Genomic DNA, 14,388 nt, shown 5'->3' on the forward strand with positions numbered 1-14,388 from the left:
TACCGTGCAGACATGAAGATTTCGGTTATTGGATGCGGTTATCTCGGCGCGGTGCACGCGGCGTGCATGGCCGAGCTGGGGCACGAGGTGATCGGCGTCGACGTCGACGCGCAGAAGGTGTCGCTGCTGGGGAGCGGGAGGGCGCCGTTCCACGAGCCCGGTTTCGAGGAGGTCCTCTCCCGCAACGTCGAGGCCGGCCGGCTCACCTTCTCCACCGACTTCGCGGACCTCGCCGGGGCGCAGGTGCACTTCATCGGGGTCGGCACCCCCCAGGTCGACGGCTCCTACGCGGCGGACCTGACCTACGTCGACGCCGCCGTGACCGCGCTCGCGCCGCACCTGGGCGAGCACCCGGACGGTCCCACGCTCGTCGTCGGCAAGTCCACCGTTCCGGTCGGCACCGCGGCGCGGCTCGCCGAGCAGCTCGCCCCCACCGGCGCCACCCTGGTGTGGAACCCCGAGTTCCTCCGCGAGGGCTTCGCGGTCCAGGACACGATCTCCCCCGACCGCATCGTCTACGGCCTGCCCGGCGACGCCGACCTGGCCGAGCGGGGCCGGGCGACCCTGGACGCCGTCTACGCCGACCTCCTCGCCCAGGACATCCCGCGCCTGCTCACCGACTACGCCACCGCTGAGCTGGTCAAGGTCGCCGCGAACTCCTTCCTCGCCACGAAGATCTCCTTCATCAACGCCATGGCGGAGCTGTGCGAGGCGACCGGCGCCGACGTCACCGCCCTGGCCGAGGCCATCGGGCACGACGACCGGATCGGAAGCAAGTTCCTCCGCGCCGGCATCGGGTTCGGCGGCGGCTGCCTGCCCAAGGACATCCGGGCGTTCATGCACCGCGCCGGCGAGCTGGGCGTGGACCAGGCGCTGACGTTCCTGCGCGAGGTCGACTCCATCAACGACCGGCGCCGCGACCACGTCGTCAACCTCGCCCGGCACGCCCTCGGCGGGACCTTCGAGGGCAAGAAGGTCGCCGTCCTGGGGGCGGCCTTCAAGCCCGACAGCGACGACATGCGCAACTCCCCCGCGCTCGACATCGCCGCCCGTATCGAGAGCCAGGGCGCCGACGTCGTCATCACCGACCCCGCCGCCGGCCCCCGGCTGCGCGAGGAGCGGCCCTACGTCACCGTCGCCGACGACGCCCACGCCGCCGCCGTGGGGGCCGACCTCGTCCTGCTCCTGACCGAGTGGAAGCAGTTCCGCGAGCTCGACCCCGCCGCCCTGCGCGAGGTCGTCGCCCGCCCGTACCTCATCGACGGGCGCAACGCCCTGGACCCCGCCACCTGGCGCGCCGCCGGCTGGACCTACGCCGGCATCGGGCGCCCCTGACCCGACGCGGAACGGTCATACTGGAGCGCAGTCAGCACCCGAACCACGGCCGAGGAGGCCCTTCGTGCGAGTTCTCATCACCGGTGGCGCCGGCTTCATCGGCGCGAACTTCGTCCACCAGACGGTCGCCGACCACCCCGACGCCCACGTGACGGTGCTCGACAAGCTCACCTACGCGGGCAACCGGGCCTCGCTCGACGGACTCGGTGCGAACGTCGAGCTCGTCGAGGGTGACATCGCCGACGCCGACACCGTCGACCCGCTCGTCGCCGACGCCGACGTCGTCGTGCACTTCGCCGCGGAGTCGCACAACGACAACTCGCTCAACGACCCGTCCCCGTTCGTCCGCACGAACCTCGTCGGCACGTTCACCCTCCTCGAGGCGGTGCGGCGGCACGGGACCCGCTACCACCACATCTCCACCGACGAGGTGTACGGGGACCTCGAGCTCGACGACCCGGCGAAGTTCACCGAGGCCACCCCCTACAACCCCTCCTCGCCCTACTCCTCCACGAAGGCGGGCTCGGACCTGCTCGTGCGGGCCTGGGTGCGCTCGTTCGGCGTCGAGGCCACCATCTCGAACTGCTCGAACAACTACGGGCCCTACCAGCACATCGAGAAGTTCATCCCGCGCCAGATCACCAACCTCGTCGACGGCATCCGGCCCAAGCTCTACGGGGCCGGCCAGAACGTGCGGGACTGGATCCACGTACGCGACCACAACACCGCGGTGTGGCGCATCATCGAGCGCGGCCGCATCGGGGAGACCTACCTCATCGGTGCCGACGGGGAGAAGAACAACAAGGAGGTCGTCGAGCTCATCCTCGAGCTCATGGGCCACGACCCCCAGGACTACGAGCACGTCGCCGACCGCCCGGGACACGACCTGCGCTACGCGATCGACAACACGCGGCTGCGCGAGGAGCTCGGCTGGGAGCCGCAGTTCAAGGACTTCCGGTCCGGCCTCGCCGACACGATCGCCTGGTACCGGGCCAACGAGGACTGGTGGCGGCCCCAGAAGGCCGCCATCGAGGCGAAGTACGCCGCCCAGGGCCAGTAGCCCGGCAGACAGCGGCGCCGGGATCCCGCGGGATCCCGGCGCCGCTTTCGCTCCTACCGCCGGGTCTCCAGCGCCGCCCGGGCCCGCAGCCCCAGCGAGATCGCCCCACGCAGGGGCGCGAGGTACCAGGCCGCGTAGCGCCGGTGCAGGTACAGCTCGGCGCTGCGGTGGTGCGCGAGGATCATCCGGGCGGGCTTCTCCCGCCAGCTCGCGCCCTGGTCGTGCACGACGACGGCGTCCGGGACGTAGACGTTCTCCCAGCCCGAGCGCCCCAGCCGCTCACCGAGGTCGACGTCCTCGAAGAACATGAAGTAGCTGGGGTCGAACCCGCCCACGGCGTCCAGGGCGGTCCGGCGCAGCAGCAGGCACGCACCGGAGAGCCAGCCCACGGGGTGCTCGGTGAGCAGGACCTCCTCCTGGCGCCGGTGGTACTGGCGCGTCCACGGGTTGCCGGGCCACACCCGCGCGAAGACGGCGTGGCCCGCCCCCTGGCGCAGCGACGGCACCGCGCGGGCGGAGGGGTAGACCGTGCCGTCGGTGTTGAGGATCTTCGGCCCGAGCGAGCCCGCCCGGCCGTGGCGCTCCCCCGCGGCCACCAGGGCGTCGAGCGAGCCCGGCTCCCAGACGATGTCGGGGTTGGCCACGACGACCCACGGGGAGTCGTCACCGGCGGACCCGAGGTTCGCGGCGGCGCCGTAGCCGAGGTTCCGTCCGGGGCGCAGGACCTCGGCGCCGTGGTCGCGGGACACCGCCTCGACCACCGTGTGGTCCGTGCCGTTGTCGACGACGACGAGGCGGACCGGCGCCGTGGAGGCCCCTCGCAGCGACCGCGCGAAGGACTCCAGCTCCGGCCCGGGGTTGAAGGCCACGGTGACCACGCGCACCGCCGTCGAGGGACTCACCCGGCCTAGCGTAGTGAGGGCCCGGGCGCGCCTGCGCTCCCGGCCCGGGCGGCGCCGCGGCGCAAGGAGGTGCCCGCTGCGACGTGAGGAGGGTCATGACCCCGCGGCGCGGCGCCGCCGTAGGATGTGATGCTGTGCCCCGCCACGCCACGCGCCCGCCGCAGCGCCCGTCCGCCGTCGCGGACGGCGGCGCGCCCGTGGCGCCCCGGCACGCGGTGTCGCTCGACCCGCACCGGCGTCTGCGACGCCTCGGCGCCGGCGCCCTGGGGGTGGCCCTCTTCGCCGGGTCCGGCGCGGCCATGGCCTACAGCGACATGCAGGGCAACATCACCCAGCACGACATCACGGACCTGCTCGGCGAGGACCGGCCCTCGGCGACGGCGGAGGCCGCGCCGGTGGACCAGCGCGCCGGGGAGGCCATCAACCTCCTCGTCATGGGCTCCGACGTGCGTGAGGGCGACAGCGACGTCGACGGCGCCGGCGCCGCCGGCGTCGTGGCCGGGATGCGCTCGGACACGACGATGATCGCCCACGTCTCGGCGGACCGCTCGCGGGTCGACGTCGTCTCCATCCCGCGCGACACCCTCGTCGACGTCCCCAGCTGCACCCTCCCCGACGGCACGACGACGCCCGAGCAGAGCGACGTCATGTTCAACTCCGCGTTCCAGACCGGTGGGCAGACCGGCGACGTCGGCGCCGCCGCGGCGTGCACGATCCGCACGGTGGAGGACCTCACCGGCATCTTCATCGACGACTTCGTCGTGGTCGACTTCGCGGGTTTCACCCAGATGGTCGACGCCCTCGGCGGGGTGGCGATGTACGTCCCCGAGGACATCGACGACGCCGAGGCGGGGCTCCAGCTCGCGCAGGGCTGCCAGGTCCTCGACGGGACGGACGCCCTCGGGTTCGCCCGGGCGCGGAAGTCGATCGGTGACGGCTCGGACATCTCGCGCATCGGGCGTCAGCAGGAGCTCGTCGCGGCGATCGCCCGGGAGGCCCTGGGCAAGAACCTCCTCACCGACCTGCCGGCGCTCTACCAGTTCCTCGACGCCGCCACCTCGACCCTGACCACCGGGCAGTACATCGGCGGGCTGACCACCATGGCCGGACTGGCCAACTCCTTGCGCGGGCTCGAGGCCGGTGGGATCTCCTTCGCGACCATGCCGTTCGAGTGGGCCGGGCCCCGGGTGCGCCCCACCGTCGAGGCGGAGCAGCTGTGGGCCGCGATCGCGGCGGACGAGCCGATCCAGGCCACGCTGACGGGCACCGGCGAGACGCCCACCGAGGAGCCGACGGCGACACCGACGCCGGGCGCGACCACCGCGCCGGGGGCGGAGCCCACGACGCCGGCCGCCCCGACGTCCGCGCCGACGGCGGAGCCCACGCCGACGATCCCGGTGTGCACGAAGTAGCGCGCCGGTCCGTCCAGGTGCAGGGCTTACGCTGTCCCCCGGCGGGCCGGACGTGGCGCACAGGACGAGGGGAGCACCGGTGAGCGAGAACTCGGGCGACCCGCGCCCGCCGAGCTTCCGCCCCGCCGCCCCCGGTCGTCGCCCGGACCCCTCCGGGGCCCGACCCGTGGGTGTGGGGGCCCAGCCCGCCGGCGCCGTCGGCGGCGAGGCGCAGCGGCCCGCCCACCCCCGCCGCACCGCCCGTCCCGACGTCCCCGTCCGGCGCACCTCGGTGCGCGGGGCTGCGCCGGACAGCCCGCCGGCCTACGCCCCCTCGCGGGCCGCCGCCCCGTCGTACGCCCCGGCTCCCGGGGCGGCGTCCCCACCGGGGCCCGCGCCCGCGCCCGGGCCGGACGCCCCGCGCCGCCCCGCCGGAGCTCGCCGGGGCCGGCGACGCCGCAGCCCGCTGGTGGTGCTGCTGCTCCTCCTCCTCGTGGTGCTGGTGGCGTGGCCCGTCGGCCTGGCCGTGTGGGCCGACTCCCGTATCCAGCACGTCGAGGCGCTCTCGAGCGCCGCCGACACCCCGGGCACCACCTACCTGCTCGCCGGATCCGACTCCCGCGCCGACGGTGCGGTCGCCGACGCCACCGAGGGCCAGCGGTCCGACACCATCATGATCATGCACGTGCCGGAGTCCGGCCCCACCGCCCTGGTCTCCCTCCCGCGCGACACGCTGGTGACCATCCCGGGCGTGGGCGAGAACAAGCTCAACGCCGCCTTCTCCCTCGGCGGCCCGCCGCTCCTGGTCGAGACCGTCGAGGGTCTGACCGGGCTGGGCGTGGACCACTACGTCGAGATCGGGATGGGCGGGGTCAGCAGCGTCGTCGACGCCGTCGGCGGGGTCGAGCTCTGCCTGGACTACGACGTCGCCGACGAGCTCTCCGGCCTGACCTGGACCGCCGGCTGCGCGCAGGCCGACGGCGTCACCGCGCTGGCGTTCGCGCGCATGCGCTACGCCGACCCCAACGGCGACATCGGCCGCACCGAGCGCCAGCGACAGGTGGTCAGCGCCGTCGTCAAGGAGGTGGCCGAGCCCACCACCGCGCTCAACCCGGCCGCGCAGGTCCGCCTCGTCGAGGAGGGCACCGGCGCCCTCCTCACCGACCCCGGGACGGGCATCGTCGACCTCGGCCGGATGGCCCTGGCGTTCCGCGCCGCGACCGGGCCCGACGGCCTCGTCGGCACGCCGCCGATCGCCGACCTCGACCACCGCGCCGGGAGCCTCGGCTCGACGGTGCTCCTGGCCGACGGCGCCCCGGACTTCTTCGCACGCCTGCGCGACGGCGAGCTCACCGCCGAGGACCTCCAGGCCGGTTGACCGCCGGGCGGCCGTGTGCCCGCGAGACGGGCCCGGTGCCTGCACGACGCGGCGCCCGCACCGAGGGGTGCGGGCGCCGCGGGGTCCTGCTCGGACCTGATGGCTGGTCCGGCCGCGTCAGCGGGCGCCAGGTGCTGGTTCAGAAGGCCCGGTGGATCCCGAGGGTCTCGGTGCCGTCGCCGTCCCAGTCGCCGACCAGGCCGGTGTCGGTGGAGCGCTCGTAGGTCACGGTGCGGTCGGCCGCGCCGCCTGCGAGGCTGTCCCTCAGGTACCAGACGTTCGCACGCCGGACGCCGACGGTGGTGTCGCCGTCGCTGTCCCAGTCGCCCGCGAACGGCTCGTCGGTGGCCCGGCCGTAGCTGAAGACCACGCTCGCCGCGCCGCCCGTGAGGGTGTTCGACAGGTAGAAGGTCGACAGCCGGCGCACACCGGGGGTGTCGTCGCCGTCGCCGTCCCAGTCACCGGCCAGCGCCGCGTCGGTGGAGCGCCCGTAGGTGAGGGTCACGTCCGCCGCGCCACCGGTCAGGGTGTTCTTGAGGTACCAGGTGCTGCCTCGGCGCAGCCCGATGGTGTCCGTGCCGTCGCCGTCCCAGTCCCCCACGACGATCTCGTCGGTCGAGCGGCCGTAGCCGAAGACGATCTCGGGCACGCCGGTGGTGTTGGAGTTGCGCAGGAAGAACAGGTTCTCGTAGCGGTAGCCCGGCGTGGCGGTGCCGTTGCCGTCCCAGTCGCCCATGAAGACCTCGTCCTCGGGCAGGCCGTACTCGAAGAGCGTCGTCGCCGTGCTCCCGAAGTCGTCGGCGAGGAAGAACCCGGTCTGCTGGACGGGCTCGGGGAAGCTCGGCGTACCGAGCGCGATGTCGAGGACGGCCGTGCTGTAGTCCAGGACGTAGGGGACGTGGAGGGGTCCCTCGCCCTCCGCGTCGTCACCGAGCAGCGCGTCCTGGAGGAAGACCACCGACTCGAAGGGCACCGTGAAGATGAGCCGGTACCAGCCCACGCCCGGGTTCGCGACGCCGCTCGGGGCGCCCCAGTTGAAGCCGTAGATGAGCTTGCCGGAACCGTTGACCTCCGAACCCATGAGGATCTCGGGCACGACGACCTCGCTGTAGGTGCCCGTCTCCTCCTCGGCCTTGAGGATGGTCAGGGTCGCGCCCGGTGCGTAGACCATCGGCGCCAGCTCGACGGCGATGCCGTCGGTGCCGAAGAGCTCCTCACGCATCTCGCCCTCGAGCGAGATGACGTTGTAGCCCATCATGGGCTCGAACGCGGCGGGGTCGTGGGCGAAGAGGTTGACCTCGACCCGGATCGGCTGCGTGCCGGTGCCGGGGAAGGTGTGGCTGACCAGGTTGTCGCTCCACTTGACGTCGGTGACGACCGGCTCGTCCGTCACCACCGTCCGGTCGGCACCCCACATGTCGGCGCCGAACTCCGGGTCGACGGTGCTGAGGTACGTGTCGGAGCCGACACCGGTGAAGTAGTCACCGTCCGGCACGTCGTCGCCGGGGAGGTCGTTGGTGTAGTCGGCGTTCCCGGTGGGCCCGGCCGGCACGGTGACGGGGTTGAACAACCCCGATGCGACGTCGTCGTCGGCAAGGATCACGGGCACGGAGAGGTTCTTCGTGCCCTCCTCCTCTTCCTCCTCGGGCGGCGCGGCCAGGGCGGCGCTGCCCCCGACGACTACCAGCGCGATCGCGGTGACCAGGGACGTCGTCCCGCGGCCCGCGCGCATGTGCACACTCATGGTTCACACCCTTCATCTGCCCCGGGTCCTCTCGGGGCTGCCCGTAGTTGGGCGTCGTGGGACCGCACCCCACGGCGCGGCCGGCGGGCGTCCTCACCCGGCCGACCGGTCGTCTCACCTCCCCCGACAAGCGGTCGAAGCGGACCTCACACCCCAGTTGTATGGGGCATCTCCTCGTTCCCCAAGGGACCTACGTCTGCCCCGTCCACGCGCGGGCCGGGCGCGGGGGTGGTTGCCTGGACCCATGACCCACGTCAACGACCCCGACGTCGTGCGCCGCCTGCTCACCACCCCGGCCCGCTGGGCGGTGGTGGGGCTGTCCCAGAACTCCGCGCGCACCGCCTACGGCATCGCCGCCTACCTCCAGGACCTCGGCATGGAGATCATCCCCGTCCACCCCAAGGCGGAGACCGTGCACGGCGCCCGGGGCTACGCGACCCTGGCGGAGATCCCCGGCGGCGTCGACGTCGTGGACGTCTTCGTCCGCTCCGAGCTCGCCGGCCCGGTCGTCGACCAGGCGGTCGCCGCCGGGGCGAGGGCGGTCTGGCTCCAGCTGGGGGTGGTCGACGAGGACGCCGCGAGGCGGGCGGCGGAGGCCGGGGTCGACGTCGTCATGGACACCTGCCCGGCGATCGAGGCCCCGCGTCTCCGCATCGTCTGACCGGACCCGCCGCCGGGCGGCGGACGGGGTGTTCCGTCCGCGTCGACCGTGCGGACGCGAGGCGGTGCTCCGTCCGCGAGGCCGCCGTGCGCCGTCAGACCGTCTGGGCGTTCCGGGCGGCCGGACGCTCCGCCTGGGGCGCACGCCGCAGCGCGGCCTCGACCCGGCGGCGCATCGGTGGTCCGACCCGCTTCTCGATCCGGTGGATGACCAGGGCGAGCATGACGCTGAGCGTCACGGCACCGGCGAGGACCACCCAGCGCCCGAGGTGGGCGGCGGTGAGGTCGATGAACCACCAGCCCCAGTACTCGTGGATGAGGTAGAGCGGGTAGGTCAGGGCGCCGGCGGGGACCAGCCACGCCCAGCCCAGCCTCTTCAGGGGAGTGAGCGCGATGGCCGCCACGGTGGCGAAGCAGCCGACCGTCAGCGCACCGAGCACCCACGGGTCCGGGGTGAAGACCGTGTTGGCGGTGAGGGAGGTCATCTGCCAGGTGACCGCGTGGTCGACGCCGAGGACGACGTTGCCCGCAAGGATCAGCCACGGAGCGCGGGCGTGGCCCTCGCGGAAGATGAGGTAGAGCATCATGCCGCCCGCGAAGAACGGGGCGTACCCGTCGATCGCCAGGGCGGCCAGCGGCGCGATCCCGGCCTCGACCGCCACCAGCCCGAGCGCCGGCCACAGCGCGGCCACCCAGAGCAGGCGACGGCGGGTGATGCCCCAGGCGACGAGCAGGCCGACGAGGAGGTAGAACCGCAGCTCGGCGTACAGGGTCCAGTACACGCCGTCGACGTGGCGGACGCCGAAGAGCTCCTGGAGCATCGTGAGGTTGACCAGCGCCTCGCCGACGCTGATGTCCTTGCCCGCCGGCCACAGGAACAGCAGAAGGGTGGAGGTCGCGATCACCGCGAGCCAGTAGGACGGGAACAGGCGCGCCACGCGGGAGGCGACGACGTGGGGGAGGTCGCGGCCCCACGCCGTCATGAGGATGACGAAGCCGGAGATGACGAAGAACTGCTCCGGTCCGAGGGCGGCGTAGATGAGCACGGGACCGGTCTCGGGGAAGACCGCCCCGGGGTCGTCCCCCCACACCTGCGACCACCGGGCGGTGAAGTGGTAGAGCATGACGCCGACGGCCGCGAGCAGGCGCAGGCCGTCGAGCGCGTACAGGCGCGGGCGGTCCGTGGTCGAGGACCGGCCGCCCGCGGGCGGCTGCGCGCGGGACCCGGGCGTGTGCGCACGTTCTGGACGGCGCGAGGCCGCCTCCCGCGTCGTGCCTGACGGGCCAGGGACGCGCGGGGCCGCGGGGCGGAGGGTGTCGGTCATCATCTCGACGGTAGGTCAGCCGTGGCCACCCCGCACCCGGAAGGTCACAGATGCATAACGTCGCCCGTGCCGCCGTCGGGCCCAGCGCGCTGCCGCCGCCCCGTCAGCGCACCTCGGTCAGGGCGCCGCTGGAGACGTCGTAGACGAAGCCGCGCACGGCGTCGCGGTGCGGGAGGAACGGGCTCGCGACGACGCGGGCGACGGACTGGCGGACGTCGGTCTCGAGGTCGGCGAACGCCTCCGCGGCCCACGGGGGCCGGATGCCGGTGTCGGCCTCCACCGACTGGCGGAAGTCGTCGTCGGTGAAGGTGAGCATCCCGCAGTCGGTGTGGTGGATCAGCACGATCTCGCGGGTCCCGAGCAGTCGCTGGCTGATCGCCAGCGAACGCACGACGTCGTCGGTGACGGCGCCGCCGGCGTTGCGGATCACGTGGGCGTCGCCCAGGCTCAGGCCCAGGAGGGCCTGGGGGTCGAGGGGGGCGTCCATGCAGGCGACGACGGCGACCCGCCGGGCGGGTGGCAGCGGCAGGTCCCCACTGTCGAAGCGGGCGGCGTACTGCGCGGCGCCGGCCAGGAGCTCGTCGGTGACGCTCATGGTGGGTCCTCTCCCTCGCGGGCGCCCCGGTGGCGCCCGACGCGCCCAGCGTGGGCCCACGGGCCCGGGTGCGGACGGACGAGGTGCCCGCCGTACCGGATGGCGGACACCCGGACGGTGCGCCGCGGGCCCCGGCGCTCAGCCGATGCGGCGCGGACCCGCCTGCCAGGCCTCCCACGCGGACCGGATGATGTCCGTCAGGCCGTGCTCGGCCTTCCACGACAGCACCTCGCCGATGCGGTCGGCCGCTGCGACGAGCTGGGGCGGGTCGCCGGCGCGACGGGCCTCGACCTCGGCGGTGACGTCGAGCCCGGACGCCCGCCCGATCTCGTCGACGACCTCCTTGACCGAGGCCCCCGTGCCGGTGCCGACGTTGAACACGTGCTCGGTCAGCTCGGCGTCGGAGGTGAGGTGGTCCATGGCGGCGAGGTGCGCCTGGGCGAGGTCGAGGACGTGGATGTAGTCGCGGATGCAGGTCCCGTCCGGCGTGGGGTAGTCGTCGCCGAAGATCTTCGGGCGGTCCCCGCGCTCGAGCCGGTCGAGGACCATGGGCACGAGGTTGAGCACGGCCGGGTCGCCGAGGTCGGGCCAGCCGGCGCCCGCGACGTTGAAGTAGCGCAGCGCGGTCCAGCGCAGCCCCCAGGCCCGTTCGCAGTCGGCCAGCAGCCACTCCCCCACGAGCTTGGTCTCGCCGTAGGGGTTGATGGGCCGGCACTCGACGTCCTCGCCCACGAGCTCCACCGGGGGCATCCCGTAGACCGCCGCGGAGGAGGAGAAGATCATGTTCCGCACCTCGGCGTTCTCCATCGCCGCGAGCACGTTGGCCAGCCCCCCGACGTTCTGCTGGTAGTACCAGGCCGGCCGGGCCACGGACTCCCCCACCTGCTTCCGGGCGGCGAAGTGGATCACGGAGGTGACCGCCCGCTCGGTCATCACCCGCTCGAGCGAGGTCTGAGCGCCGTCCCCGGCGACGTCGAGCTCGACGAGGGTGGCCGCGCCCACCCGGTCGGCCGCGCCGGTGGAGAGGTCGTCGACGACGACGACGTCCTCCCCGCGCTCGAGGAGGAGACGGACGACGTGGGCGCCGATGTAGCCGGCGCCGCCGATGACGAGGGTGCTCATGACCCGCAGCGTATCGGGGCAGGGGGAAGGGCCGGGACGCTCGGCGTCCCGGCCCCTCCGGTGCTCCCGCGCGGCAGGTGACCCGCCGCGCCGCGGTCAGCGCTCCCGGTTCTCCGGGTACGCCGTGCCGGTGTCACGGATGTCCCGGTCGATCTCCGGTGCGGCCTTGCCCGGCTCGGTCGCGGCGTCGGCCGCTGCCCGCTCCTCACGGACGCGGCGCTCCTCCCGGCCCGCCGCCCGCTCCTCGGCGGCACGGGCACCGGTCGAGACCGCCGCCGCCTCCTGCGCCTCGTCGAAGACCGACGGGGCGCCAGTGCCCTCGGCGCCGTCCTCCTCGCGCCCGGGGGTGCGCAGGTTGAACCGCTTGATCGCCCAGGTGAACAGCAGGAAGTAGATCACCGCGTAGCCCAGGCCGATCGGGATGATCCACAGGGGGTTCGTCGCGATGCCGAAGTTGAGCAGGTAGTCGATCCCACCGGCGGAGAAGGTGAAGCCGTCCTTGATGCCCAGGGCGTTGACCAGGGCCAGCGAGGTGCCGGTGAGCACGGCGTGGACCACGTACAGCGGGAACGCGACGTAGGCGAAGGCGTACTCGAGCGGCTCGGTGATGCCGGTGAGGAACGAGGTCAGTGCGACGGACAGCATGATGCCGCCGGTGACCTTGCGCCGCTCCGGGCGGGAGGTGCGCCAGATGGCCAGCGCCGCGGCGGGCAGGGCGAACATCATGATCGGGAAGAAGCCGGTCATGAAGGTGCCCGCGGTGGGGTCGCCGGCGAAGAACCGGAACAGGTCGCCCTGCGCCACCTCACCGGTGGTCGGGTTGGTGAACTCGCCGAACTGGAACCACGGGAGGCTGTTGAGCAGGTGGTGCAGCCCGAACGGGATGAGCAGCCGGTTCAGCGTGCCGAAGACGAACCCGCCGATGACCGTGTTGCCCTCGCCCGTCACCCACTCGCTGAACGCGCCGATGACGGCGTCGAACGCGGGGTAGATGAGGGCGAACAGCACGCCGACGACGACCGCGACCCAGGCGGTGATGATCGGCACGAGACGCCGTCCGCCGAAGAAGGCCAGGTACGGGGGGAGCTTCGTGCGGTAGAAGCGCTGCCACAGCAGCGCGGCGATGATGCCGATGGTGATGCCGCCGAGCACGCCGTAGTTGATCGTCTCCTCGCCCTCGGCCCCGGCGCCGAAGTACGGCGCGAGCGAACCGAGCACGGCGTCGAAGGTGAGGTAGCCGATGAGACCCGCGAGCGCCGTCGACCCGTCGGACTTGCGGGCGTAGCCGATGGCCACACCGATGGCGAAGATGAGGGGGAGGTTGTTGAACAGGGCCCCGCCGGCGGCGGCGAGGACGTCGGCGACCGGCTGCATCCAGCCGAAGCCGTCCCAGGACGACACGCCCTCGGCGCCGAGCATGTCGGCCTGGCCGAAGCGCAGCAGGAGGCCGGCCGCCGGCAGTGCGGCGATCGGCAGCATGAGCGAGCGGCCCACGCGCTGGGCCTGGGCGAAGCCGGGGATGTGTCGTTTCTCGCGCGCCGGGGCACCAGCCGCTGCTGTGGTCATCTCGGTTCCTCTCGGGCGGTCTCGCCGCCGTCGTCCGTGCAGCGCCGCACACCTCGCTGTGTCCGGCAGGATCGGTACAGACCGGACACGGTGGTCTGGACCAGTGGTGCACACTGAAGCCCTAACCTCGCGGGGTGTCAAGCATCACAGCGGCGTGGTGCACAATCGTCGGGCCGGACGCGGGGAGAGGGGGCACCGTGAAGCACACGACGGTGCGCGACTACCTCGAGGGGCTCGTCGAGCACCTCGAGCCGGGCTCGCGCATCCCCTCCGAGCGTGAGCTGTGCGAGCAGTTCGGCGTCTCGCGGATGACGGTGCGCCAGGCCGTCCACGCGCTCGTGGTGGCCGGCGTGCTGCAGCGGGTGCAGGGCCGCGGGACGTTCGTGTCCCGGCCCAGGGTGGACATGCAGCTGCGCCTGACGGCCTTCGACGACGAGATGCGCCGCCGGCACATGTCCCCCAGCTCGCGGGTCCTGCGGGCCGACAGCCGCCCCGCCCCGGCCGAGGTGGCCGCCGCGCTGGAGATCACCGCGGGCGACGCCGTGTTCTACCTCTACCGGGTGCGCCTGGCCGACGGCGTGCCGATGTCGCTGGAGGAGAACTGGGCACCGGCGGCACTCCTCCCGGGCCTCCTCGAGCCCGCCCCGCCCAGCAGCCTCTACGCGGCCTTCCTCGAGCGCGGCTTCCCGCCCTCCTGGGGCGAGGACACCATCGAGGCCACGGTCGTGCGCGCCCCCGACGCCGACCTCCTCGGTCTGCCCGACGGCGGGGCGGGCCTGCGCATCACCCGGCGTACCTTCAGCTCCGACGTCGCCATCGGCTACAGCCGCTCGCTCTACCGCGGCGACCGCTACGCCCTCTGGGCGCCGGTGAGCCCACCCAGCCCGGCCCTGGCGCCCCCGCGCCGCGAGGCCCCGAACCGTCGAACCCCCACGGGAGCGTCATGAAGGACGTCGGAGCCATCGTCGCGGCCCTCGGCGGCGTGGACAACATCCGCGAGATCGAGCCCTGCATCACCCGGCTGCGGGCGGAGGTGGACGACCCCGTCCGGGTCGACGAGCGCGCCCTGCGCGCGGCCGGGTGCCACGGCGTCCTGCTGCGCGGACGGGTGGTCCAGGTGGTCGTCGGACCGGAGGCGGACACCCTGGCGAGCGACCTCGAGGAGCTGACGTGGCGGCCCAGTGACGACCGGGGCCCGTCGGCTTGACACCCGTGGCAGGGCCACGATGTGATGCACTTGTCTGGACCACTGCGCCGGCAACGAGGCCGCCGGCAGCCCCGAACGAAGGAGACGACGTGGACGAGGCAGC

General features: G+C 73.2%; 13 protein-coding genes. 7 read left to right on the top strand and 6 right to left on the bottom strand.

The window, feature by feature from the left end; translation table 11 throughout:
- The first annotated feature begins 12 nt into the window (after nucleotides 1-12).
- Together AAEM63_RS13885 and rfbB are read left to right on the top strand one after the other, a co-directional pair.
- The gene (locus AAEM63_RS13885; RefSeq protein WP_341358838.1) at nucleotides 13-1,335 is read left to right on the top strand and encodes a UDP-glucose/GDP-mannose dehydrogenase family protein; all 1,323 of its coding nucleotides are present in this window, start codon (nucleotides 13-15) and stop codon (nucleotides 1,333-1,335) included.
- Nucleotides 1,336-1,399: 64 nt separating this feature from the next.
- Nucleotides 1,400-2,395: a dTDP-glucose 4,6-dehydratase gene (rfbB, locus tag AAEM63_RS13890; RefSeq protein ID WP_341358839.1), complete on the top strand. Its 996-nt coding sequence runs from the start codon at nucleotides 1,400-1,402 to the stop codon at nucleotides 2,393-2,395.
- A 53-nt stretch (nucleotides 2,396-2,448) separates the two neighbouring features.
- Here rfbB and AAEM63_RS13895 read toward each other — a convergent pair whose 3' ends face one another.
- Nucleotides 2,449-3,297 (bottom strand): glycosyltransferase family 2 protein, encoded by an 849-nt coding sequence (locus AAEM63_RS13895; RefSeq protein ID WP_341358840.1) that lies wholly within the window; start codon nucleotides 3,295-3,297, stop codon nucleotides 2,449-2,451.
- A 134-nt stretch (nucleotides 3,298-3,431) separates the two neighbouring features.
- Between AAEM63_RS13895 and AAEM63_RS13900 the strand changes: the two genes are divergently transcribed.
- Both AAEM63_RS13900 and AAEM63_RS13905 read left to right on the top strand, forming a co-directional pair.
- Entirely contained in the window at nucleotides 3,432-4,709 is a 1,278-nt protein-coding gene (locus AAEM63_RS13900) for an LCP family protein (protein WP_341358841.1), read from the top strand.
- Nucleotides 4,710-4,788: 79 nt separating this feature from the next.
- Nucleotides 4,789-6,066 (top strand): LCP family protein, encoded by a 1,278-nt coding sequence (locus tag AAEM63_RS13905; RefSeq protein WP_341358842.1) that lies wholly within the window; start codon nucleotides 4,789-4,791, stop codon nucleotides 6,064-6,066.
- Between the two features lie 139 nt (nucleotides 6,067-6,205).
- Here AAEM63_RS13905 and AAEM63_RS13910 read toward each other — a convergent pair whose 3' ends face one another.
- Entirely contained in the window at nucleotides 6,206-7,810 is a 1,605-nt protein-coding gene (locus tag AAEM63_RS13910; RefSeq protein WP_341358843.1) for a hypothetical protein, read from the bottom strand.
- 244 nt (nucleotides 7,811-8,054) lie between these two features.
- Between AAEM63_RS13910 and AAEM63_RS13915 the strand changes: the two genes are divergently transcribed.
- On the top strand, nucleotides 8,055-8,471 hold the full coding sequence (locus tag AAEM63_RS13915; RefSeq protein WP_341358844.1) for a CoA-binding protein: 417 nt from the start codon (nucleotides 8,055-8,057) through the stop codon (nucleotides 8,469-8,471).
- Nucleotides 8,472-8,565: 94 nt separating this feature from the next.
- Here the strand turns inward: AAEM63_RS13915 and AAEM63_RS13920 are convergent, their stop codons facing one another.
- From AAEM63_RS13920 to AAEM63_RS13935, 4 genes are all read right to left on the bottom strand, one after another.
- Nucleotides 8,566-9,795: an acyltransferase gene (locus tag AAEM63_RS13920; RefSeq protein ID WP_341358845.1), complete on the bottom strand. Its 1,230-nt coding sequence runs from the start codon at nucleotides 9,793-9,795 to the stop codon at nucleotides 8,566-8,568.
- A gap of 103 nt (nucleotides 9,796-9,898) precedes the next feature.
- Nucleotides 9,899-10,390, bottom strand: coding sequence for a carbonic anhydrase (locus AAEM63_RS13925; RefSeq protein WP_341358846.1), 492 nt, complete (start codon nucleotides 10,388-10,390; stop codon nucleotides 9,899-9,901).
- 138 nt (nucleotides 10,391-10,528) lie between these two features.
- Nucleotides 10,529-11,512 carry a UDP-glucose 4-epimerase GalE gene (gene galE, locus AAEM63_RS13930; RefSeq protein WP_341358847.1) on the bottom strand — a complete coding sequence of 328 codons (984 nt, stop codon included), beginning with the start codon at nucleotides 11,510-11,512 and terminating at the stop codon, nucleotides 10,529-10,531.
- Between the two features lie 96 nt (nucleotides 11,513-11,608).
- Nucleotides 11,609-13,078 (bottom strand): PTS transporter subunit EIIC, encoded by a 1,470-nt coding sequence (locus tag AAEM63_RS13935; RefSeq protein ID WP_341358848.1) that lies wholly within the window; start codon nucleotides 13,076-13,078, stop codon nucleotides 11,609-11,611.
- 197 nt (nucleotides 13,079-13,275) lie between these two features.
- Here AAEM63_RS13935 and AAEM63_RS13940 point away from each other — a divergent pair, with 197 nt between their 5' ends.
- Together AAEM63_RS13940 and AAEM63_RS13945 are read left to right on the top strand one after the other, a co-directional pair.
- Nucleotides 13,276-14,025 carry a GntR family transcriptional regulator gene (locus AAEM63_RS13940; protein WP_341358849.1) on the top strand — a complete coding sequence of 250 codons (750 nt, stop codon included), beginning with the start codon at nucleotides 13,276-13,278 and terminating at the stop codon, nucleotides 14,023-14,025.
- On the top strand, nucleotides 14,022-14,285 hold the full coding sequence (locus AAEM63_RS13945; RefSeq protein ID WP_341358850.1) for a glucose PTS transporter subunit EIIB: 264 nt from the start codon (nucleotides 14,022-14,024) through the stop codon (nucleotides 14,283-14,285). The genes AAEM63_RS13940 and AAEM63_RS13945 overlap by 4 nt, the downstream gene beginning before the upstream one ends.
- Nucleotides 14,286-14,388 lie beyond the last annotated feature (103 nt).

The sequence above is a fragment of the Georgenia sp. M64 genome, from assembly GCF_038049925.1.
Taxonomy (GTDB): domain Bacteria; phylum Actinomycetota; class Actinomycetes; order Actinomycetales; family Actinomycetaceae; genus Georgenia.